The organism is Halonotius sp. F2-221B (assembly GCF_046719765.1).
GTDB lineage: Archaea > Halobacteriota > Halobacteria > Halobacteriales > Haloferacaceae > Halonotius.
Genome location: NZ_JABEBY010000003.1, coordinates 119,647 through 138,808 on the forward strand (window position 1 = coordinate 119,647; position 19,162 = coordinate 138,808).

Below are 19,162 nucleotides of genomic sequence, written 5' to 3' on the forward strand. Positions count from 1 at the left end.
GAGCCGACAGCGACGAGGGCTTTCAACACGATACAGCAGATTCGTAGCTGGACACGACTTCACTGACTGACCGAATATTGAAGCCGACTGCCGCCCCACCATCGTATAGATGCGGCTCTCGGAGTTCATCGAGATCGAGAAAAACGAGCGCGCCGAGCGTCGCCGCCTCGCTGGCGAGAAGTCCTACGAGATCCTCGACCGCCTCGACGGGGTCGGCGACCAGTTCGCCGACATCAGCGGCGGCGACGCTGTCGGCAGCGTCTCGCCGTCGATCTTCGTTGGCCGCTCCGGCTACCCCGAGGTCTCGACAGGTCTCCTCTCGCCGGTCGGCAACGAAAGCGACGCCGGCCAGTTCGTCACCGACGGCGCGTGGTACGAGGAGGGCGTCAGCATCGGCGACGTGTTCGAACGCCGTACCTCGCTGCTGAACGCGAACCAGACCGCGCCCGTCGAGACCAACGTCCACGACACATGGGAGGGCTTCCTCGGCGTCCAACGCGAGGTCGCCCTCTCCGACCGACCGGTCGGGATCGAAGTTGGCCTCGGCGGCACGCCCGAACTCGATCTCGCCAACAGTGTCGACGAGGTGTCGGCCCCGACCGGCCCGCGAGCGCGGGCCAACGACGCCACCCTGACCGAGAACCCCCACGTCCCGCGACCCGTCAAAAAGACGCTCGAAGACGACGACTGGCGGGCGAGTGGCGCGATGAACTACCTCTACAACCGCGGGTTCGACGTGTATGAGATCAACACGATCCTCTCGGCGGGCGCGCTCGGCCAGCAAGCAAATCGGCGGCTCGTCCCAACGCGGTGGTCGATCACCGCCGTCGACGACACGGTCGGCAAATATCTGCGTGGCTCCCAACGCAACGCCACGAGCGTCGACACCGTGTCGGTCTGGCACAACGAGTATCTCGGCAACAGCTTCTGGATCGTTCTCGCATCGGGCCAGTGGGAGTTCGAACTCGTCGAGTTCAAAGCTCCCGGCAGCGTCTGGAACCCCGATCCGACCGCGGGCGTCTGGCTCGCCAGCGACTACGAGGGCAGCGAGGGCCGCACCGGCTACGTCGAGGAGACAGCAGGGGCGTACTACGCCGCCCGACTGGCCGTCCTCGAATACCTCGATTCGATCGATCGGCAGGCGAAAGTCCTCGTCCTCCGGCACGTCTCCGATGACTACTGGGGGCCGGTCGGCGTCTGGCAGGTTCGGGAGGCGATCCGGCATGCCTTCGACGGCGACCACGCCGAAAGCGAGACGTTCGACGACGCCGTCGCCGGCATCGCCGAGCAGCTCCCGGTGAGCCTCGCCGACCTGCGGCGGAAATCGACGCTTGCTGCGGGCCGACAGACCGGCCTCGACGCATTTGGCGGATCGCCGGATTAGCTGGCGGCCAACTCTGTGAAGACGGCCTCGACCATCTCGCCGGTGTCGTCGATGATAGCATCCATGGCCTCGTCGTCGGTCGGCAACCCAAGCAGGCGGGCGATCTTCATGATACTGAGGTGGTAGACGCGCTGAACGCCCGGTGCTTCCTCCCAGATGATCATGTTGCAGGGAAACAGCGCGCCCATCCGCTTGTCGGTCGCATCAAGCGCGCGGTCGGCCATCGCGGGATTGCAGGCCCCCAACACGTAGTAGGGGTCGCGGTCGGCAGCGACCTTCGCGTTGAGCAGCTCCGAGGGCGAAAACTCGACTGGAACCCCGAACCCGTTGTCGAGACAGACCTCGCGGATGTATTCGATGGCGTCCTCGTGTTCCATCTCGAGGGTTGCCTGGTTTTCGCCGTACTCAGCGGGATCGATAGCTGCGGGATCGAATGGGAGTGTCATACCTAGTCGTCGTGGCGCGGATACAAAAGCTGGCGGCTGCTATTCGGTGGCGACGGGCTCGTGGCCGACCACGTCGCGGACAGCAGCGATGAAGGTCTGTCGGCGGTCGAAGTAGGTGTCATCGACCGACGCAAGGATCGTCGCCAGCGACTGGGGGCCATCCGGCGTTCGGATGTCGGTCTCGCCAAACTTTTCGAGTATGTCGCTTTTTGTCTGGGGCCATGTAAGCCGGGCGGCAACGCGGGCGATCGGCGCGCCCTCGACGGCACGGCCGTCGCCGAGCTGCACCGCCGGCGTCGCCTCCTCGTCGGCGTCCTCGTCTGACATGGCCGCGAGTTTGATCGGTATCGTCCTAATCGTTTCGATCATCCTCGTCCTAATCGTTTCGATCATCCCACACCACCCGACCCCTGACAGACACCGCCACAGAAGCCGAGCAAATCACCGGATGGCGGTCACCGCGCGCCTCACAGCCAGCTGATGTATTGTGCGTGCCAACTGTCTGACGTACTGTTTTGTACCAGGCCCACATACGTCCGGTCATGACCGCGCTTTCGGACGCCTATGCGGGAACCGTCGCCGACCAGCGAGGGCGGGGACGGCTGTATCTCGGTGTGGGACTCTTCGTGGCCGGCGCGATCCTCGTCGTCGCTGGCATCGTCGCCGCCGGGTCGGGGCTGTTGACCGCTCAGGGCTACTCGCTGGGCGAGGCCCGGTGGCTCGCCGGGATCCTCGGCGGCGTCGGCGTCCCGGCGGTCTTCCTTGGGATCTTTACCATTCTGCCGGCCGGCCGGACAACACGGGGGGCCGCGCTCATCGGCGCGTCGATCGCCATGTTCGGCGTCGCGCTGTTTGCCTACGCCTACCCCTGTCAGTGGATCGGCAACACCTGCGCGACAGGCGGCCCGAACCTGACACTGCCGACCGCCGGCATCTACTTTCTCGGCACGCTGACGACCTTCTGGTGTCTGTTCACCGGGGTTGCCAACTTCAAAACGCGCAACGATCCGGGCGGGACGGTACGGATGGAGATCCGCAACATCACCCAGCAGGGCGACGCTGGCGACGACGACGATGGCTTCGGCGGCCTCGGCGGCGTCGGCTTCTTCGGCACCGACCCCGACGGCGACGTGGCGACCCAGACCAACGCCCCAGGATCGGCACCAGCCGGTGGGGCGGCCGCCACCAGCGACGGCGGCGCGGCGACCGAGCAGCTCTCGACGCCGGCGGGGAGCGACACGGCACAACCGGGGTCGACAGCGAGTGCGTCGACAACGGGTACGTCGACAACGCCAAACACGGGGTCGCCGACGAGCAGTCAGTCCGAGGCGACGAGCAGCCAGTCAGCAACAACGAGCAACCAGTCCGCAGCGACGACCAACGCACAGTCAACAACAGGTGGGTCGACCACGACTGACAGGACAGACGGGTCGACAACGACCACCAGCAGCGTCGACAAGGTGCAACCGAACGCCAGCCGCGGGCCGACCAGCGGGGTACCGTCCCGCTCCGACGACAGCACCGAGGCGTCGATCGACCGCTACTGTGGCAGCTGCGCGCAGTTCCAGTACGTCCGCACCGACAGCGGGATCCAACCCTACTGTGCCCACCACGACGAGCTGATGGACGACATGGAGTCCTGCGAGTCGTGGGAACCGCGGTGAGGTATCGGTCTCTTTTGCGGCGGCGTCGCTGATCAGTGAAGGAAGGCTGCGAGTTCGTCGCTGGAGTTTGTGTTGAGTACGTCGGCCGCTTCCGCCCAGCCGCGGCGGGCCGTTCGGACACCGTAGCGGACGTGCTCGAAGTCAGCGGGCCCGTGGGCGTCGGTGTTGATCGCCACCGTCCCGCCGGCCTCAACGACCGCCCGCACCGCCTCGCCGTGGAGATCGAGCCGCATCGGGTTGGCGTTGACTTCGAGGGCGGTGCCGTGCTCGGCAGCCGTTTCGGCAAGCGCGGTGAGATCGACCGAGAGCCCCTCGCGGCTGTTGATCATCCGGCCCGTTGGGTGGCCGATGATGTCGACGGCGGGGTGTTCGGCAGCCCGACAGAGTCGCTCGGTCGCTGCCTCGGTGTCCTGATCAAGCGCGCTGTGTGGGGAGGCGACGACGAGATCCAGTTCCGCGAGTAGGTCGTCGTCGGTGCTCAGCGAGCCGTCGGCGGCGATGTTGGTCTCGACACCGTGGAACACGTCGATCGCGGCGTCGTCGCGTGCCTCCTCGACGGTGGCCATCTGCTCGCGGAGGTCGTCGTCGGTAAGGCCGATCGACTCGATGATTCCCGGTCCAGAGGCGTGGTCGGTGACGCAGTGGTAGTCGTAGCCACGGTCGGCGGCGGCCGCCACCATCTCGGCGATCGAGTGTCGGCCGTCCGACCACTCGGAGTGGGTGTGGCAGTCGCCGCGAATGTCGTCGGTCTCGACGAGCGTCGGGAGCGTGCCCTCGGCCGCGGCTTCAACCTCGCCGGTGTCCTCGCGAAGTTCCGGCGGTACCCAGTCGAGACCGAGTTCGTCGTACATCGCGGTCTCGGTCTCACCGGCGAGGCGAACGCCCGCGCGTTGGCTGTCGGCTTCGCCTGCTGCGTCGGCGTCAGCGTCGGCGTCATCGCTGTCATCGATATCAGAGACATCGAACAGGCCGTACTCGTTGAGCTTGTACCCCTGGTCGATGGCGACGTTGCGGAGCGTCACGTTGTGATCTTTGCTACCGGTGAAATACTGGAGGGCCGCGCCGAACTCCTCGGGGACGACGACCCGAAGATCGATCCGGACGTTGTCGGCGCGGACGCTGGATTTGTGGCTGCCGGCCTCGATCACGTCGTCGGCGTCGTCCCACGCGGTAAAGGCGTCGACGACGGCCTCGCTCTCGTCGCTGGCGACGAGTACGTCGATGTCGCCGACAGTGTCCTTCCAGCGGCGGATCGAGCCGGCGACATCAACGCGGTCGACGGCGTCGTGGGCGGCGAGATAATCGGTCACCGTATCAGCAACCGGCCGGGCGTCGCCGAGCCGTTCGCGCTGCTGGCTCTGGCGGGCAAAGGGGATGTTGTCGAGGATGTTCTGTTCGGTCTTTGCGCCGAACCCCGTGATCTCCTGGATCTCGCCGGCCTCGGCGGCCGCCTCCAGTTCGTCGAGATCGGTGATCCCGAGTTCCTCGTAGAGCGTGCCGACTGTCTTGGGGCCGACGCCTTCGACGCTGGTGAGGGCGTCCATATCGACCGGCATCGACTCCCGGAGGTCTTCGAGCTCGCTGATCTCACCGGTCTCAACGTATTCGACGATCTTCGAGGCGATGGCGTCGCCGACGCGGTCGATCTCGCTGACGGCGTCCTCGCCGGTCGCCGCGAGCTGTTCGATCGGTTCCGGATACTCGGCGACGTTTTCGGCCGCCCGGCGGTAAGCGGTCGGCTTGTACTCGGCGCCCGTCGCTTCGAGGCGGTCGGCGAACTCAAACAGCAGGCGGGCGACCTCGTCGTTGTAGCTCATTGCGTGTGGGTTGTGGAGCCGGGCACTTAGCTCCGGCCGCTGGACTAGTTCGGGACGACGCAGGACAGTTGCTATCGCCGATTCCGGCTGTTGTCGTCTTCGTGACCGAGTGCCTTCTTGAGAAAGTTCGTCCAGCGCTTCTTGTCGGCCGCCTCCTGTCGCTTGGCTTCGGCTTCGAGATCGACCGGCTCCAACTGATCGAGGGCGTTGAGCGCGCGGTCGATGCCGACGATGGCCTCGACCTGATCTTGGCCTTCCTCGTAGCTGACCTCGTTGTTCTCGATCAACTCAACGCGCTCGACGCGCTCACGGCGGAGATTGCGTTTTGCGGTCTCGACCCGTTCGCGTTCGCCCGACGGGATCGTCTCGCGGCGTTTGATCTCGAAGACAAACGCCCGGAGATCGATCGTCTCCCCTTGGATCTCGATCCCCTCCGGCAGCTGGTGGCCAACCGTTGCCCCGTCGCGGCCGATCCGTTCGAGGAGCTGTTTTTGCTGGTAGGCCTTCACAGTCGCACTCAGGGCTCGGGGTACTTGCCTCCACCGCCACACGACTCGACAGGGGGTACCTCCACCGCCAAACAGCAGCTGTCACCGACAGCGGCCCAAATGAGCCGAAAACTGAACCTTCTTATGTGACTCACCAGTAGACAGCATATGGGTTTGTTCGAACGGCTACGCGGTGATGACGGCCCCCGCGTTGCGTTCATCGGTATCGACGGTGTGCCGTACAGTCTTCTTGCGGAGCACAGCGACCGCTTCCCGAATCTATCCGCGCTGATCGAGGAAGGGTCGGCGGGGCCGATCGACAGCATCGTCCCGCCGGAGTCGAGTGCCTGCTGGCCCGCGCTCACGACGGGCGTCAACCCCGGCGAAACCGGTGTGTATGGCTTCCAGGATCGGGAAAACGGCTCCTATGAGACCTACGTGCCAATGGGCCGTGACGTGCAGGCAACCCGGCTGTGGGATCGCGTCACCGAGGCCGACCGGGAAGCAACGGTGATGAACGTGCCCGTGACGTTCCCGCCACAGCGCAACGTCCAGCGGATGGTTTCGGGCTTTCTCTCGCCGAGCGTCGAGAAGGCCAGCCACCCCGAGGAGCTAACCCAGACGCTGGAGGATGGCGACTACATCATCGATGTCAACGCCAAACTCGGCCACAAAGATGATAAAAGTGAGTTTGTCGACCACGCCCACAAGACCATGGATCGGCGGTTTGATGCCTTCGAACACTATCTGTCGGCCGACGACTGGGATCTCTTCTTTGGCGTCTTCATGACGACCGATCGGATCAACCACTTCCTGTTCAAGGATTACGAACACGACGGCGAGAACCGGGAGGCCTTCTTCGAGTTCTACGAGCAGCTCGACGACTACATCGGCCAGATCCGGGAAATGCTGCCGGATGACGTGACGCTGATGATCGCCTCCGACCACGGCTTTACCAGCCTCGATTACGAGGTACACTGCAACACATGGCTCGAAGAGGAGGGCCTGCTGTCCTACGAGGACGACGACCACAGCGAACTCGGCGATATCGCCGACGATGCGACCGCCTACTCGCTGATCCCGGGGCGGTTCTACATCAACCTCGAAGGCCGGGAACCCCGCGGAAGCGTTCCCGAATCCGAGTACGAGGCGGTTCGAGCGGATCTCAAAGAGCGGCTCGAAAACCTGGAGGGCCCCGACGGCACGCCGGTTTGCGAACGGGTCGTCGAGAAGGAAGACGCCTTCCGCGGCGACCACGACGATATCGCCGCCGATCTCGTGGCGATCCCGAACCACGGCTTCGATCTGAAATCCGGGTTCAGCGGCCACGACGCGGTCTTCGATACCGGCCCGCGCAACGGGATGCACAGCTTCGATAACGCGACACTGCTGATCGACGACCCGGAGGCAACGATCGAGGACGTGGATCTCTACGATATCGCGCCGACGATCCTCGATCTGATGGAGATCGACTACGAGCGCACCGACTTCGACGGCGCGAGTCTGCTAAAACAGGCCTGATACTGTATATTGGAGACGGTTGCCGGCTCGACCGCCCACCGGGCGGCGGTCGAACGGGAACGTCCGACAGCAACCCGTATGAGACGACAGCGATACCGTTGACGCGTGGCTCCGTCGTTCGATCCGACGCCGCTGAAACCGCCGAAAGCAATATCCTGTGGATGCATCTCTGTTACTCTCGCTGAGAGATACATGGTTAGCGGCGTTGTGTGATGTGTCTACGCAGAGTATATAAACTATATACCCAAAAAGCGGTAATATTATACTCTGCGCTGATAATAGATACGGGACTCATCACGCTGATGCTGGAAAAACAGGTACCGCTGACCGGAGTGTCCACAAAGAACCACCAGCCGGGGCGGTGGCGAACTCGCCAGGGAACCACGCTGTATGGATTCACATAACAGCGACTCGCTGAGCGAGACCGAACGAAGGATCATCGATCTCTCGGTAGAGACCCCCACGATGACCAACGCGGAGATCGCTGATGAGGTTGGTGTCCGGGTGGCATTCGTCCGCGATGTCCGTGATGAACATCTGGATGTGTCCAACGACGACGCGGTGGCTGTACCGTGGTTGGATGCCGATGCTTCTGCACCGTATACTGTCGCCAACGGCGAGACGGAGCGTGACACCACCGAGGCGGAGGCCACTGCAACGGAGGAGTTCAACCACCAGCCACAAACGAGGTACAGACTAAAACATCTCTTTACATCCCTTCCGGATCCCGTGGTCGAAACCGAGTTTGTGGGCGGCGACCCGATCGTTCGTCGCGTCAATACCGCATTCGAAAACGTCTTTGAGTACGATGATAGCGAGATCATCGGACAGCCGCTAACGGAGTTTGTCGTGCCGACGGGTTCCCACGGGGATGCAGTGGAGTGTACACGCCAGAGCGACGACGAAACGCATACCGAACGCATCGTGACACGGGAAACGGCAACTGGTGTCCGGCCCTTCCTGCACCGACACGTTCCCTACGAACATCGGGGCGATCAGTACGCATTCGAACTCTACAGCGACGTAACCGAACAGCAACGCCGAAAGGCGGAACTCGAACGACGGAACGAGCGGATCCGAGAGAGAAAAGAGCAGTTCGAGCAGTTCGCCTCGATTCTGTCGCACGACCTCCGAAACCCGATCAACATTGCGTCAGGCTATCTCGAACAGATAAAGACCGACGCAAACGCCGATCAGGTCGAGGTTATCGAACGCGCCCACGAGCGGATGCGAACGCTCATCGACGAAACACTCACCCTCAAAGAGGAGTCGGAACTGGTTGCGGAGACGACCTCGGTGTCGATCACGGCACTCGCTGATTCGGCGTGGGATCTCGTCGAAACGGGCGATTCGGAACTCTGTGTCGTTGACGAATTCGAGTTGCAGTGTGACCGCGATCGGCTGTCACGACTGTTAGAAAACCTCTTCCGGAATGCGATCGACCACAACGAGCGGCCAGTGACCGTCCGGATCGGGATCCACGACGAGATGACAACGTCAACACGGGCCGACACCCGAAACGCGTTCTATGTGGCAGACGACGGGTGTGGGGTTCCGGAAGCCAGACGCGAGCGGGTGTTCGACGTCGGGGAAACGGACGCACGGGACGGAACTGGGTTGGGATTGGCGATAGTAGAGCGCATCGCCGACTCCCACCAGTGGGATCTACAGCTCATCGAAAGCTTCGATGGCGGTTGCAAGTTCGTCATTTCGAACGTGGATATAGCGTGAGCCATCGCACACGGTACGGTATCTTGCGGCGATGCTCAGTGGCTGATCGTACGCTGTACACGTAGTGGATTGCGACTCAATACGGTAGCCCAACATGCTGGTTGCTGCTGCCGGCGAACGGGATGCGGACTGCTGCCGGAGAATAGAACCGACGAACTGTTTCGGCGCTTCGGTAAAACCGACCGCCAGAACAGCGATTCCGACGAGCGACAAGGGTTTTCACCGTGCTGGCGCAACGCAGAGTATGTTACACACTGTTGCCGACGACACCGACGACCTCTCTCCGGACGGCTTACTCGGGGCCTACGGGCGGTACCTTCGAACCGTCCTCGATGCGGTCGGCGTCGACATCGCGGTCGCCGAAACCGACCTCGACCGCGAGACCATCGAGGCCGTCGCCGACGGCGAGGTCGCCGACCTGACGCTCACCGAGGCGGCCGCCATCGCCGCCCTCGACGACGACGCGCCCGACGCCGAGGCCGTCGTCCTCGAAACCCGCGACCACCTGCTGATGGGGATGACGACCGCCGTCCTCGATGTCGACGCCATCGCCGCCGAACTCACTGTCGACCTCACCGGCCAGGAAGTCCAGCAGGCCATCGAAGGCCGCATCGAGATGAGCCTGACCGAACTCGCGGCGATCCAGTCGGTGATCGAACAACGGCTGGAGGCGTGAGATGCGGGTCGTCATCCTCGGCTGTGGCTACATCGGGATCGAACTCGGCCGCCAGCTCACCACGGCAGGCCACGACGTGATCGGCGTCCGCCGATCGGAGTCGGGCTGTGAGGCGATCGAAGACGCCGGCTTTAGCCCCCATCAGGCCGATCTCACGGAGGGCGACGACCTTGCGGGGCTCCCGGACGCCGACTGGGTCGTCTTCGCCGCCTCCTCCGGTGGGCGAGACGCCGCAGCAGCACGAAAGATCTACGTCGACGCGCTGGGCGACGCGATCGACAGCTACGGGGCCCGCGAGTCGCCGCCGGATGGCCTCATCTACACCTCCTCGACCGGCGTCTACGGCGACCACGATGGCGAGTGGGTCGACGAGGAGACGCCGCTGGAGCCGACGACCGCCAAGACCGAGGTGCTCGTCGAGGCCGAACGCATCGCCCGCGAGCGCGCCGCCGCCCACGGGATCGACGGCACCGTTGCGCGTTTTTCCGGGCTGTATGGCCCGGATCGTTACCGATTGGATCGGTATCTCGACGGGCCGGTGACGGAAGGCTATCTCAACATGGTACACCGCGTTGACGCCGCCGGTGCGGTCGCCTTCCTGCTGACCGAGGATTGTGCGCGCGACGAGGTCGTGCTTGTCACTGACGACGAACCAGCCGACAAATGGGAGTTCGCCGACTGGCTGGCCGACCAGTGTGGTGTCGAGACACCACCCAAACAAACCACGGAAGAACGCCTCGCGGAGAGTGACCTCTCGGATGCGGGTCGCCGGCGCGTGCTGACGAGCAAACGCTGTTCGAACGACTACCTCCGCAAGCTTGGCTACGAGTTCACGTATCCGACCTACCGCGAGGGGTATCGGGACGCGGTCGACACCTACACCGCCGAGTAAGCCACCAGCGTCGTCGGTTGGCGGGCAGGTTCGGTGTCAACAAACAAGAGACCGACACGAACGTTCTTCATGTCGGCCGCAGATAGGCGTGGTATGGAGCAGTCTATGGCCGTCGAGGGAGCCCTCTCGGCGGCGGCAACGGTCGTCGAGAGCCGGCCGCTGCTTGTCGCCATCGCGCTCGTCGTCATCGCCGGGCTGGCGGTGGCTGCCTACCGCTGGCTGCGGACGACCCCCGGCGAGCGGTTCGCCGAGCTGGTGGCCGACCGCGAGGCGGCGGTCGTGCTCATGCACCCAAACCCCGATCCCGACGCGATGGCGGCGGCGATGGGTGTCGCCGCCCTCGGCCAGCAGGTCGACACCGAGATGACGATCCAGTACCCCGGCCAGATCCGCCACCAGGAAAACCGGGCGTTCCGAACCGTCCTCGAACTCGATATCGAGGCTGTCGACCACGTCACCGAGCTGGCCGCCGAGGATGTGATCCTTGTCGATCACAACGAGCCCCGCGGCTTCGATGGCTGCGATGGGATTCTCCCGTTGGCGGTTGTCGACCACCACCCTGGCGACGGCAGCGGCGAGCAGTTCACCGACGTGCGTACAGATTACGGCGCCTGTGCAAGCATCATTGCCGAGTATTTCCGGGACATCGGCGCGGTGCCGGTGCCGGCCGACGAACACGCCAGCGAGACCAACGCCACCCGTGTCGTCCCCTCCTTTACCGCGACCGGCCTGCTGTATGGGATCTTAGCGGACACCCAACATCTAACCGTCGGGGCGTCGGCCGCCGACTTCGACGCCGCCGCCTACCTCCAGCCCGGTGTCGACGAGGACAAACTCGACCGGATCGCCAACCCCGAGGTCGACGCCGAGGTGCTGGAGATCAAGGCCCGCGCGATCGCCGGCCGCCAGACCCAGGGCTCGTTTGCGGTCTCGGATGTCGGCACCGTCACCAACGCCGACGCGATCCCACAGGCCGCCGACGAACTCATCCGCCTGGAGGGGATCACCGCGGTCGTCGTCATCGGCGAGCGCGAGGGGACGATCCACCTCTCGGGTCGCTCCCGGGATGACCGCGTCCACATGGGCCGGGCCTTAGAGGAGGCGACCGCCGACGCCAAAACCGCGAGTGCCGGCGGCCACGCCCGGATGGGCGGCGGTCAGATCGCCCCCCAAACCGAGGTCACCGATGGCGGCGAAACCGACCAAGAGCCGGCGATGAACCGGGATCGACTCGTCGAGGAGATCTTTGCCTGCCTCTCGGGGGACGTGTGAGCGGCCGCGGCGCGGCCAGCATGTGAGCTGTCGCAGGACGACGGCTGACACGCGCTGACCGCGATCCCGACGCTTATTCGCCATGGGCCGAAAGCGAGGGTATGGCAACCGAACGCGGGACGTGGAACTACCGAGACCGCTTCGGCGACAGCTTTGGCCGCACCTACTTCCGGCGGTTCCCGCCCGGCGTCGCCGGCTCCATCGGCCTCGGCACCTATCTCGGCGAGCCGACCGACGCCGTCGACGACGACTACCGCGAGGCGATCACCGCCGCCCTTGAGAATGGGATCAATCTCATCGATACGGCGATCAACTACCGCTGTCAGCGCAGCGAGCGCGTTGTCGGCGACGCCCTCACCGGAAGCGATGTCGACCGCGATGAGATCGTTGTTGCCACGAAAGGCGGGTTTCTCCCCTTCGACGGCGAGCGACCCGCCGAGCCGGGGCAGTACATCCGCGAGCAGTATGTCGAGCCCGGGATCGTCGATCCCGAGACCCTCGTTCGGGGCAGCCACAGCATCGAGGCCGGCGTCATCGACCACCTGCTCGACCGGTCACTGTCGAATCTCGACCTCGACCGGATCGACTGCTACTACGTCCACAACCCCGAAACACAGCTACTCGACCGCGAGCCGGAGGCGGTCTACGACAGCCTCGAAGCCACCTTCGAGCTGTTGGAACGGCGGCGGGCGGCCGGCGATATCGGTTGTTATGGGGTGGCAACGTGGGAAGCGTTTCGGGTCGAGCCAGAGGCTGAGCAACATCTCTCGCTGCCGACCCTGCTGGATCGAGCCGCGCAGGCCGCCGAGACAGTCGGTGTCGACGACCACGGCCTCCAAGTGTTACAACTGCCGTTCAACGTTGAGATGGCCGACGCCTTCAGGCGGGCGACCCAGCCGGCCCCACCCGACGCCGACGCGGAGGGGCCGGTCAGTGTATTGGAGTACGCCCACGCCGCCGGGCTCCACGTTGTCACCAGCGCGAGCCTCGGGCAGGGCGCGTTGGCAGCGTCGCTGCCGGCGGCGATCGCCGCGGAGTTGGCCGGCGATACGACCGCCCAGCAGGCGATCAACTTCGCCCGGAGCGCGCCCGGCGTGACGACCGCCCTCGTTGGCATGGCCTCCCCGTCCCACGTCGCCGAAAACGCCGCCGCCGGCACGTTCGATCCGCTGGGCGCGAGTGCGTTCGACGCGATCTTTGAGTAACACCGGGAAGTTTCAAGCCCCCGGCGAGCACAGCGACAGTCGATGCGATTGGCACTGATCGCCCACGATGAAAAGAAGGATGACCTGATCGAGTTTGCTCGGGAACACGAAGACTGGCTCTCTGAGGCCGAACTGATGGCGACCGGCACGACCGGCAAACGGCTGATGGAGGCGACCGACTTAGAGGTCGAACGGAAGGCGTCGGGCCCCCTCGGCGGTGACATGCAGATCGGCGGCGAGATCGCCGACGGCGACTGCAAGGGGCTGATCTTCCTTCGGGATCCACTGACCGCCCAGCCACACGAGCCGGATGTCTCCGCGCTGTTGCGGATCTGCGATGTGCATGACACGCCGCTGGCGACAAACGAGGCCTCAGCCACGTTCCTGCTGGAGGGACTGTTTGGGGATCGCTGAGGAAGCTTTTGTACACGCGCTCATAATACGCTGCTATGGTCGCCCCGAGGACGCGCCGGCTGTGGGCCGTGGCGGTGAGCCTCCTGCTCGCCACAAGCCCGGTTGCGGCCGTCGGTGCTGGAGCCGGCGGTGCGGCGGCGATCAGCCCGTCACCGGCCGACCCCACCATTCCGCTCCAGCAGACCGACGCCCCCGACAACAACGCCTGCTTCCCGGAGGGTGGCTACAATTTCACGATCGGCACACTCGGCCCACAGATCGAGATGGTCGTCCACCTCTCGTTGCTGACTAATCTTGGCGGGCCGGGCACCCTTGGGGTTGAGCTTGCGGGGACAACCGCGGAGGACGTGCCGCCGATGATCGAGCTTCGGACGGGCGTCGTCTTCCGTGGAGTGACCGATGTCGATCGGTTCCTCAGCGACCCCTTCGGGCTGTTTGCGATCGCCTACGAGTACCGGTTTAATCTCCCGCTGGGCGGCAGCGGCGTCGACTACGAGTCCGATGAGCCGCCGATCTCCGGGCCGGTCGGCGACGCCGACTGCTAGTCTGAGCCGCTGAGAACCGCCCGAACGTCCTCACCCGAGTAGGTGGCAAGCTCCGCGAAGTTCGCATCGAAATCCCCGACCTTGGCGTTGATCGTAAGCCGTGTGAGTCGGTCTTGTACCGACTGTGATAGGAGAATCCCGCCGTCGCGGAACCCGACGCGTTCTTCGACACCAGGCCGCAGATCGAACACGCGATCGACGGTTCGAAGCGGCTCGGACTCTGACTCCCCGTACAGAAACGCTCTGAGCGTGATCGGCTGTCGTTCATTGCTGGTGTTTTCGGCGGTCACGCGAAAATCAACGGCTGATCCGCGATCACGGAGTGTCGCATCACGAAACACAATCCCGGAAAACGGATCGGTCTCCGCGGTCTCATTTTCCGCATCCTCAAAGCCCGGAAGTTGTGGATCGAGTTCCGGCGGCTCGCCGAGACAGCCGGCCAGCCCGGCCGACGCCCCGAGGGCGGCGAGAACCGCACGTCGACGTGGCATATGGGCGGCTATGACCGCGGGCGGTAAAACAACAGCGTCGTCAGCTGGCAGCCCTCGGCCGTCAGTGGGCTACGTTGTCACGCGGAATTCGACGGTCGCTGTCGCGCCGTCGGCGAGTGCCGCCACCAGTTCGCGGTCGATGTCGGCGGCCGCGGCGTCGGCGTCGATCATGACGGTGCGGTCGTCGGTGTACGTGGAGGTGCGGGCAACCATGCTGCGGTCGTCATCGAAGGTTAACTCGGGGTGGCCGCGGCCGGTGATCGTCTGGCTGTGGTCGCCGGCCTCGATGGTGACCGTGATCTCAGCGTCAGCCGATTGGGCTGCCGCGACAAACGCGGGATCGAAGTCGGCTGGCACCTGATCGGCCTCGATCCCGAGGATGCAGTCGCCGGCAGGCGTGAGCCAGTCGTCGCTGGTGAACTCAAGGGTCGACTCGTGGGTCGCTTTGACGTGCTCGTGGCCGTGAGCGGTGATCGTCTCTGTTGCTGCCATATCCGGGCTCGCTCGGGACGCCGCAAGTATCGCTCGGTTCGCTATCGCCGCACGCTGCCGCCTCCGCCGAAAGGGACAGATCGATGTGGGAGCCCGGTCGACAGGAGGTATGCACAACAACCGCCGGTCGCCCGGAGTGGTCGGCGATGCGTGAGGCCCACCCCATCGAACAGGCAGTCGGCATCGACTACTACGTCAGCGACGCCGACGGGATCGGTGGTCGACTCCGCGTCGAGCCCGAGGATTTCCAGGTTGAGGAGATCGAGAACTTCGAGCCCGAACCGATCGACGCCGACCCCGGAGCCTACCCCGAGATCCTGCTGCGGGCGACGCTGCGGTCGTGGGACACCAACGATTTCGCCAGCCGACTCTCGGATGCCCTTGAGATCAGCCGCGAGCGGATCTCGTGGGCCGGCACGAAGGACAAACACGCGGTGACGACACAGCTCTTCTCCGTGAGCAACGGCGATTCCGAGGCCATCGCCGACCTCGATATTCAGGCCGCCGATATCGACGTGCTCGGTCGAACCGGCCGGCCGATCTCGTTCGGTGATCTCCACGGCAACCGATTTCAGATCCGGGTGCGGGAGGCTGCCACCGACGCAGCCGAGCGCGTCGAAAAGATCACCGATGATCTGCGAGCCTTCGGTGGGAACAAGAAAACGAGCGACGAGGGCGACGACACCGCTGTCGCCGGGATTCCCAACTGGTTCGGCCAACAGCGGTTCGGTAGCCGCCGGCCGGTGACCCATGAGGTCGGCCGCAACATCGTTGCCGGCGAGTGGCGTGAGGCGGTGTTGTCGTACGTCGCCAATCCGTTTGAAACCGAACCCGAAACAACGCAGGCGGCGCGGGCGTTCGTTGCCGCGGAGGCCGAAAGCGACGATCCCGACTGGGCAGCGTGCCTCGATGAGATGCCGGGCCAACTCGGCTACGAGCGGTCGATGCTGCATCGGCTCGCCGAGGACGGCGCGTCCACAGCCGCCGATTTCCGGCACGCACTCGAAGCCGTTCCCTGGAACCTCCAGCAACTGTTTGTCAACGCCGCTCAGTCGTCTCTGTTCAACCAGATGCTTTCGGAACGCCTGCGCCGCGGGCTGCCGTTTGACCGCCCGGTCGCCGGCGATGTCTGCTGTTTCGTCGACAGCGACGCTCCCGAGGGGGTGTATGCCCCGGACACCGACCGCCTCCAGCGCGTCGCCGACAACCGGGTCGACGTGATGGAACGCCACTGCGATCGCGGGCGGGCGTTCGTGACCGCACCGCTGGTCGGCACCGACACCGAGTTGGCCGACGGCGAACCCGGCGAGATCGAACGAGAGGTGCTTGCGGATGCGGGCATCGAGCCGAGCGACTTCGAACTGCCGGGAGAGTTCACGTCAAGTGGAACCCGGCGGGCGATTTTGGTGCGTACCGATCTCGCTGTCGATCCCGACGACCTGACGTTTGCGTTCGCGCTGCCGAGTGGCTCGTATGCGACCGCGGTGCTGCGAGAATACCAGAAACGCGGGCCGATGGAATAGAGGGGTTGTGTTGAGGAAGCAGAACGGACGACCGCAAATCGGTCGCTACCGCGGTCTCAGGCTGTTCGCGGCGGCGGCACCATGTAGACGTTGCTTGACGCCTGGGCGATGATCGTCTCGGAGACGCTGCCGATCAGCAGCCGCCGGAGGCGACTTTGGCCACGGGAGCCAAGCAGGATCGTCGTCGGCGTCACCTCGGCTTCGGCTGCGAGGATCTCCTCGGCCGGATCGCCGTACCGAACCTGGGTGTCGGTGTCGATATCCCACTGGTCGAGGCGACCTTCGAGTGTCGCCAACTGGTCGGCAGCATCGGTCTCGTCGGGCTCTTTCGGCGATTCGACGTGAACCAGTGTGGCCTCCTGAGTCGCATGGCGGAGATACGAAAACGCGTCGAAGGCGCGGTCGGCGTTCTCCGAGAAATCCGTCGCATACAGAACGCGCTGAAAGAGGTGTTCCCGAAGCACGTCGGGATCGTCGGCCTCGCGTTCGATCCGGTTGACCAACAGCGGGACGACCGTCGTCCGGGAGAGGTTGCGCGCGGTTGAGCCGAGCACACGGTTTGCCAGTGGGCTCTGCCCGCGAGAGCCAACGATCGTCATGTCGGCGCGTTCGGCGTCGGCGATACCGTTGATCCGGCGGTGTGGCGTGCCGCGCACCACGTGGGTCTCGGTGCTGAAGCCGGCTTCTTGCATCACGCGCTCGTATCGATCGAGCCCCTCGCGTCGCCGCTCCTCGAAGTTCATCCCCGGCATGCCGGCATGCATATTTGAGGGGATAACCGTGACCAGATGGATCGCCTCGACGCCGATGCGTTCGAGACACTCCAGACAGGTTTCGTTGTGGATCGCCGCCTCGCTGGCCGCCGAGAGGTCGGTCGCGTAGATCGCGCGCATACCAGCAGCTACACCGCCGATCCTTAATATTGTTTCTATTGATCAAGACTAACGGGCCTGTGAGCGGTTTGTGCGCTCGCCCGAGGCGCGGCGTCAACAACCGGTATCGACCAACGTCGGTGGCAACAGGAGATATGTCAGCGCGCGTAATTGAGAGGTCGGCGGTTTGGAACCCGATTTTTGCGACACGCCGCGGCGGCTGTATTTTGATAACGTATGGAGATATTCACGTGGGATAGCCGTTGCCGCCGCGTTAGTAATATTGTTCAGTGAACCCAAAACTATTATCACGCTGCTCCGACTACGAGCTACTGAGCAGAACAGTATGTACCACACAAGACTACGGAGCAACGGGGTGCAGCGCGATGATTGAGGCTGGGTCGCTGTCAGCCGGCGTCGACGGTGCGATGCTGATCGGCGCGGTGCTGCTAGAGGCGATCATCCTCTATGGCGTCTACGGCGTCGTTGAGGATCTGCTTGGCCAGCGCGTTGTGAACCGACTCAGGACAACATAAGATGGAGCTACTCGGGCTTAGTTTGGCGATGGTGGGGCTGTTCGTCGGGTTCGGCCTCCTGATCGGCGTGCTGTTTGGCTTCTTCGGGATGGGTGGGTCGTTCCTCGTCACCCCGGCCCTGTTGGTCATGGGGTATCCAACGCGTGTGGCCGTCGGGAGCGGGCTCGCGTTCGTGTTCGGTACCTCGGTGATCGCCACGCTGAAACACCGCGATCTCGGCCAGGTCGACTACAAACTCGGGCTGTTGATGATCGTCGGCACGACCGCGGGCATCGAGGTAGGCAAGGAGATCGTCGTCCATCTCGAAAGCCTGGGGCTTGCTGGCTCGATCATCAGCGTGACCTACGTCTTCCTGCTTGGCGGGATCGGCGCGTTCGTCACCTACGAGGCGGTTAAAGGCGACAGCGACGGCGGGATCGACCATGACGCCGCCGAGGAGCCGGCCGACGCCGACGACATCCCCGATATCGCCAAGACGATCCAGTCGTACCGCGTCCCCCCGATGATCGATCTTCGGGGTGGGATCACCGTCTCGCTGTGGATGATCCTCGGGGTCGCGTTTGCGACCGGGCTGCTATCTGGCTTTCTCGGCGTCGGCGGTGGCTTCATCCGGATGCCGGCGTTGTTCTATCTCATCGGCGTCCCGGTGCCGATCGCCGTCGGGACGGATCTCTTCGAGATCGTCTTCTCCGGTGGGTTGGGGAGCTTCCTCTACGCGCTCGACGGGGGGGTCGATCTCTCGATCGTCGTCCCGCTGTTGGCCGGGAGTGCCTTCGGGGCACGGGTCGGCTCGGCGGCAACCAGCATTGTCGACGAGGAGGAGATCAAGGTCTACTTCGGGCTGATGCTGCTCGGTGGCGCGCTGGCGGTGGCGATCCGCGAGATCGGCAAGATCTACGAGCTGCCGATCCTCAACCGTGTGAGCCTGGTACTGATCCTTGGCTCCGCGCTGCTGGTCAGCGGGGCGGTCGTCTACAGCAGCATCACCGCACTGCGGGAGGAAAGCCGAACCTCCTCGCCAACCGTGGAGTGAGGGTTCGACGATGAAGTGACGGCGACGACGGATCGGCGTTGACGACGGCGAGAGGGTGTCGGCGACGAATCGGCGTTGACAGCGGCCAGAGGGTATCGAGGACACCGAGCGGTCACGGGTACGCCACCGCTCTCGATCGATTCGATCGAATGACGCCTTT

20 protein-coding genes are annotated in these 19,162 nt (G+C 64.4%); 13 read left to right on the forward strand and 7 right to left on the reverse strand.

Going from position 1 to position 19,162, the window contains the following annotated elements; all coding sequences use genetic code 11:
- Positions 1-109: 109 nt before the first annotated feature.
- Positions 110-1,384 carry a DNA repair protein NreA gene (gene nreA, locus HKK80_RS02975; protein ID WP_411798125.1) on the forward strand — a complete coding sequence of 425 codons (1,275 nt, stop codon included), beginning with the start codon at positions 110-112 and terminating at the stop codon, positions 1,382-1,384.
- Here the strand turns inward: nreA and HKK80_RS02980 are convergent.
- Together HKK80_RS02980 and HKK80_RS02985 are read right to left on the reverse strand one after the other, a co-directional pair.
- Positions 1,381-1,830, reverse strand: coding sequence for a DUF302 domain-containing protein (locus tag HKK80_RS02980; RefSeq protein ID WP_411798126.1), 450 nt, complete (start codon positions 1,828-1,830; stop codon positions 1,381-1,383). The genes nreA and HKK80_RS02980 overlap by 4 nt on opposite strands.
- Before the next feature lie 39 nt (positions 1,831-1,869).
- A complete protein-coding gene (locus tag HKK80_RS02985; RefSeq protein WP_411798127.1) occupies positions 1,870-2,157 on the reverse strand; it encodes a DUF5789 family protein in 288 nt (95 codons plus the stop codon).
- A gap of 215 nt (positions 2,158-2,372) precedes the next feature.
- Here HKK80_RS02985 and HKK80_RS02990 point away from each other — a divergent pair, with 215 nt between their 5' ends.
- Complete coding sequence (locus tag HKK80_RS02990; RefSeq protein WP_411798128.1) at positions 2,373-3,494, forward strand: ribonuclease BN; 1,122 nt, start codon at positions 2,373-2,375, stop codon at positions 3,492-3,494.
- A 32-nt stretch (positions 3,495-3,526) separates the two neighbouring features.
- On the opposite strand, the gene HKK80_RS02995 is transcribed toward HKK80_RS02990, so the two are convergent.
- On the reverse strand, positions 3,527-5,311 hold the full coding sequence (locus HKK80_RS02995) for a helix-hairpin-helix domain-containing protein (protein ID WP_411798130.1): 1,785 nt from the start codon (positions 5,309-5,311) through the stop codon (positions 3,527-3,529).
- Positions 5,312-5,382: 71 nt separating this feature from the next.
- Positions 5,383-5,820: a DUF5788 family protein gene (locus HKK80_RS03000; protein ID WP_411798131.1), complete on the reverse strand. Its 438-nt coding sequence runs from the start codon at positions 5,818-5,820 to the stop codon at positions 5,383-5,385.
- A 147-nt stretch (positions 5,821-5,967) separates the two neighbouring features.
- Between HKK80_RS03000 and HKK80_RS03005 the strand changes: the two genes are divergently transcribed.
- The 8 genes from HKK80_RS03005 (at position 5,968) to HKK80_RS03040 (ending at position 14,055) form a co-directional block, all read left to right on the forward strand.
- Positions 5,968-7,320: an alkaline phosphatase family protein gene (locus tag HKK80_RS03005; protein ID WP_411798132.1), complete on the forward strand. Its 1,353-nt coding sequence runs from the start codon at positions 5,968-5,970 to the stop codon at positions 7,318-7,320.
- Positions 7,321-7,710: 390 nt separating this feature from the next.
- Complete coding sequence (locus HKK80_RS03010; RefSeq protein ID WP_411798133.1) at positions 7,711-9,051, forward strand: ATP-binding protein; 1,341 nt, start codon at positions 7,711-7,713, stop codon at positions 9,049-9,051.
- A 244-nt stretch (positions 9,052-9,295) separates the two neighbouring features.
- The gene (locus HKK80_RS03015) at positions 9,296-9,727 is read left to right on the forward strand and encodes a DUF5791 family protein (protein WP_411798134.1); all 432 of its coding nucleotides are present in this window, start codon (positions 9,296-9,298) and stop codon (positions 9,725-9,727) included.
- Between the two features lies 1 nt (position 9,728).
- On the forward strand, positions 9,729-10,619 hold the full coding sequence (locus HKK80_RS03020; protein WP_411798135.1) for an SDR family oxidoreductase: 891 nt from the start codon (positions 9,729-9,731) through the stop codon (positions 10,617-10,619).
- Between the two features lie 93 nt (positions 10,620-10,712).
- Positions 10,713-11,891, forward strand: coding sequence for a DHHA1 domain-containing protein (locus HKK80_RS03025; protein WP_411798136.1), 1,179 nt, complete (start codon positions 10,713-10,715; stop codon positions 11,889-11,891).
- A 101-nt stretch (positions 11,892-11,992) separates the two neighbouring features.
- Entirely contained in the window at positions 11,993-13,096 is a 1,104-nt protein-coding gene (locus HKK80_RS03030) for an aldo/keto reductase (protein ID WP_411798137.1), read from the forward strand.
- Between the two features lie 42 nt (positions 13,097-13,138).
- Positions 13,139-13,510: a methylglyoxal synthase gene (locus HKK80_RS03035; RefSeq protein ID WP_411798138.1), complete on the forward strand. Its 372-nt coding sequence runs from the start codon at positions 13,139-13,141 to the stop codon at positions 13,508-13,510.
- A 35-nt stretch (positions 13,511-13,545) separates the two neighbouring features.
- The gene (locus tag HKK80_RS03040; RefSeq protein WP_411798139.1) at positions 13,546-14,055 is read left to right on the forward strand and encodes a hypothetical protein; all 510 of its coding nucleotides are present in this window, start codon (positions 13,546-13,548) and stop codon (positions 14,053-14,055) included.
- Here HKK80_RS03040 and HKK80_RS03045 read toward each other — a convergent pair.
- Together HKK80_RS03045 and HKK80_RS03050 are read right to left on the reverse strand one after the other, a co-directional pair.
- Positions 14,052-14,546 carry a hypothetical protein gene (locus HKK80_RS03045; RefSeq protein WP_411798140.1) on the reverse strand — a complete coding sequence of 165 codons (495 nt, stop codon included), beginning with the start codon at positions 14,544-14,546 and terminating at the stop codon, positions 14,052-14,054. The two genes, HKK80_RS03040 and HKK80_RS03045, sit on opposite strands and share 4 nt — an antisense overlap.
- A 69-nt stretch (positions 14,547-14,615) precedes the next feature.
- Positions 14,616-15,038, reverse strand: a complete 423-nt coding sequence (locus HKK80_RS03050; protein ID WP_411798141.1) for a DUF371 domain-containing protein — start codon at positions 15,036-15,038, stop codon at positions 14,616-14,618.
- Between the two features lie 146 nt (positions 15,039-15,184).
- Between HKK80_RS03050 and truD the strand changes: the two genes are divergently transcribed.
- A complete protein-coding gene (gene truD / locus HKK80_RS03055) occupies positions 15,185-16,561 on the forward strand; it encodes a tRNA pseudouridine(13) synthase TruD (RefSeq protein WP_411798142.1) in 1,377 nt (458 codons plus the stop codon).
- 56 nt (positions 16,562-16,617) lie between these two features.
- Here the strand turns inward: truD and HKK80_RS03060 are convergent, their stop codons facing one another.
- The gene (locus HKK80_RS03060; protein WP_411798143.1) at positions 16,618-17,454 is read right to left on the reverse strand and encodes a universal stress protein; all 837 of its coding nucleotides are present in this window, start codon (positions 17,452-17,454) and stop codon (positions 16,618-16,620) included.
- 365 nt (positions 17,455-17,819) lie between these two features.
- Between HKK80_RS03060 and HKK80_RS03065 the strand changes: the two genes are divergently transcribed.
- Positions 17,820-17,969: a hypothetical protein gene (locus HKK80_RS03065; protein WP_411798144.1), complete on the forward strand. Its 150-nt coding sequence runs from the start codon at positions 17,820-17,822 to the stop codon at positions 17,967-17,969.
- 1 nt (position 17,970) lies between these two features.
- Positions 17,971-19,002: a sulfite exporter TauE/SafE family protein gene (locus tag HKK80_RS03070; RefSeq protein ID WP_411798145.1), complete on the forward strand. Its 1,032-nt coding sequence runs from the start codon at positions 17,971-17,973 to the stop codon at positions 19,000-19,002.
- Positions 19,003-19,162: the final 160 nt, after the last annotated feature.

Coding starts and splice junctions, on each gene's coding strand:
- nreA (WP_411798125.1), top strand. CDS start 110: ATGCGGCTCTCGGAGTTCATCGAGATCGAGAAAAACGAGCGCGCCGAG.
- HKK80_RS02980 (WP_411798126.1), bottom strand. CDS start 1,830: ATGACACTCCCATTCGATCCCGCAGCTATCGATCCCGCTGAGTACGGC.
- HKK80_RS02985 (WP_411798127.1), bottom strand. CDS start 2,157: ATGTCAGACGAGGACGCCGACGAGGAGGCGACGCCGGCGGTGCAGCTC.
- HKK80_RS02990 (WP_411798128.1), top strand. CDS start 2,373: ATGACCGCGCTTTCGGACGCCTATGCGGGAACCGTCGCCGACCAGCGA.
- HKK80_RS02995 (WP_411798130.1), bottom strand. CDS start 5,311: ATGAGCTACAACGACGAGGTCGCCCGCCTGCTGTTTGAGTTCGCCGAC.
- HKK80_RS03005 (WP_411798132.1), top strand. CDS start 5,968: ATGGGTTTGTTCGAACGGCTACGCGGTGATGACGGCCCCCGCGTTGCG.
- HKK80_RS03010 (WP_411798133.1), top strand. CDS start 7,711: ATGGATTCACATAACAGCGACTCGCTGAGCGAGACCGAACGAAGGATC.
- HKK80_RS03015 (WP_411798134.1), top strand. CDS start 9,296: ATGTTACACACTGTTGCCGACGACACCGACGACCTCTCTCCGGACGGC.
- HKK80_RS03020 (WP_411798135.1), top strand. CDS start 9,729: ATGCGGGTCGTCATCCTCGGCTGTGGCTACATCGGGATCGAACTCGGC.
- HKK80_RS03025 (WP_411798136.1), top strand. CDS start 10,713: ATGGAGCAGTCTATGGCCGTCGAGGGAGCCCTCTCGGCGGCGGCAACG.
- HKK80_RS03030 (WP_411798137.1), top strand. CDS start 11,993: ATGGCAACCGAACGCGGGACGTGGAACTACCGAGACCGCTTCGGCGAC.
- HKK80_RS03035 (WP_411798138.1), top strand. CDS start 13,139: ATGCGATTGGCACTGATCGCCCACGATGAAAAGAAGGATGACCTGATC.
- HKK80_RS03040 (WP_411798139.1), top strand. CDS start 13,546: ATGGTCGCCCCGAGGACGCGCCGGCTGTGGGCCGTGGCGGTGAGCCTC.
- HKK80_RS03045 (WP_411798140.1), bottom strand. CDS start 14,546: ATGCCACGTCGACGTGCGGTTCTCGCCGCCCTCGGGGCGTCGGCCGGG.
- HKK80_RS03050 (WP_411798141.1), bottom strand. CDS start 15,038: ATGGCAGCAACAGAGACGATCACCGCTCACGGCCACGAGCACGTCAAA.
- truD (WP_411798142.1), top strand. CDS start 15,185: ATGCGTGAGGCCCACCCCATCGAACAGGCAGTCGGCATCGACTACTAC.
- HKK80_RS03060 (WP_411798143.1), bottom strand. CDS start 17,454: ATGCGCGCGATCTACGCGACCGACCTCTCGGCGGCCAGCGAGGCGGCG.
- HKK80_RS03065 (WP_411798144.1), top strand. CDS start 17,820: ATGATTGAGGCTGGGTCGCTGTCAGCCGGCGTCGACGGTGCGATGCTG.
- HKK80_RS03070 (WP_411798145.1), top strand. CDS start 17,971: ATGGAGCTACTCGGGCTTAGTTTGGCGATGGTGGGGCTGTTCGTCGGG.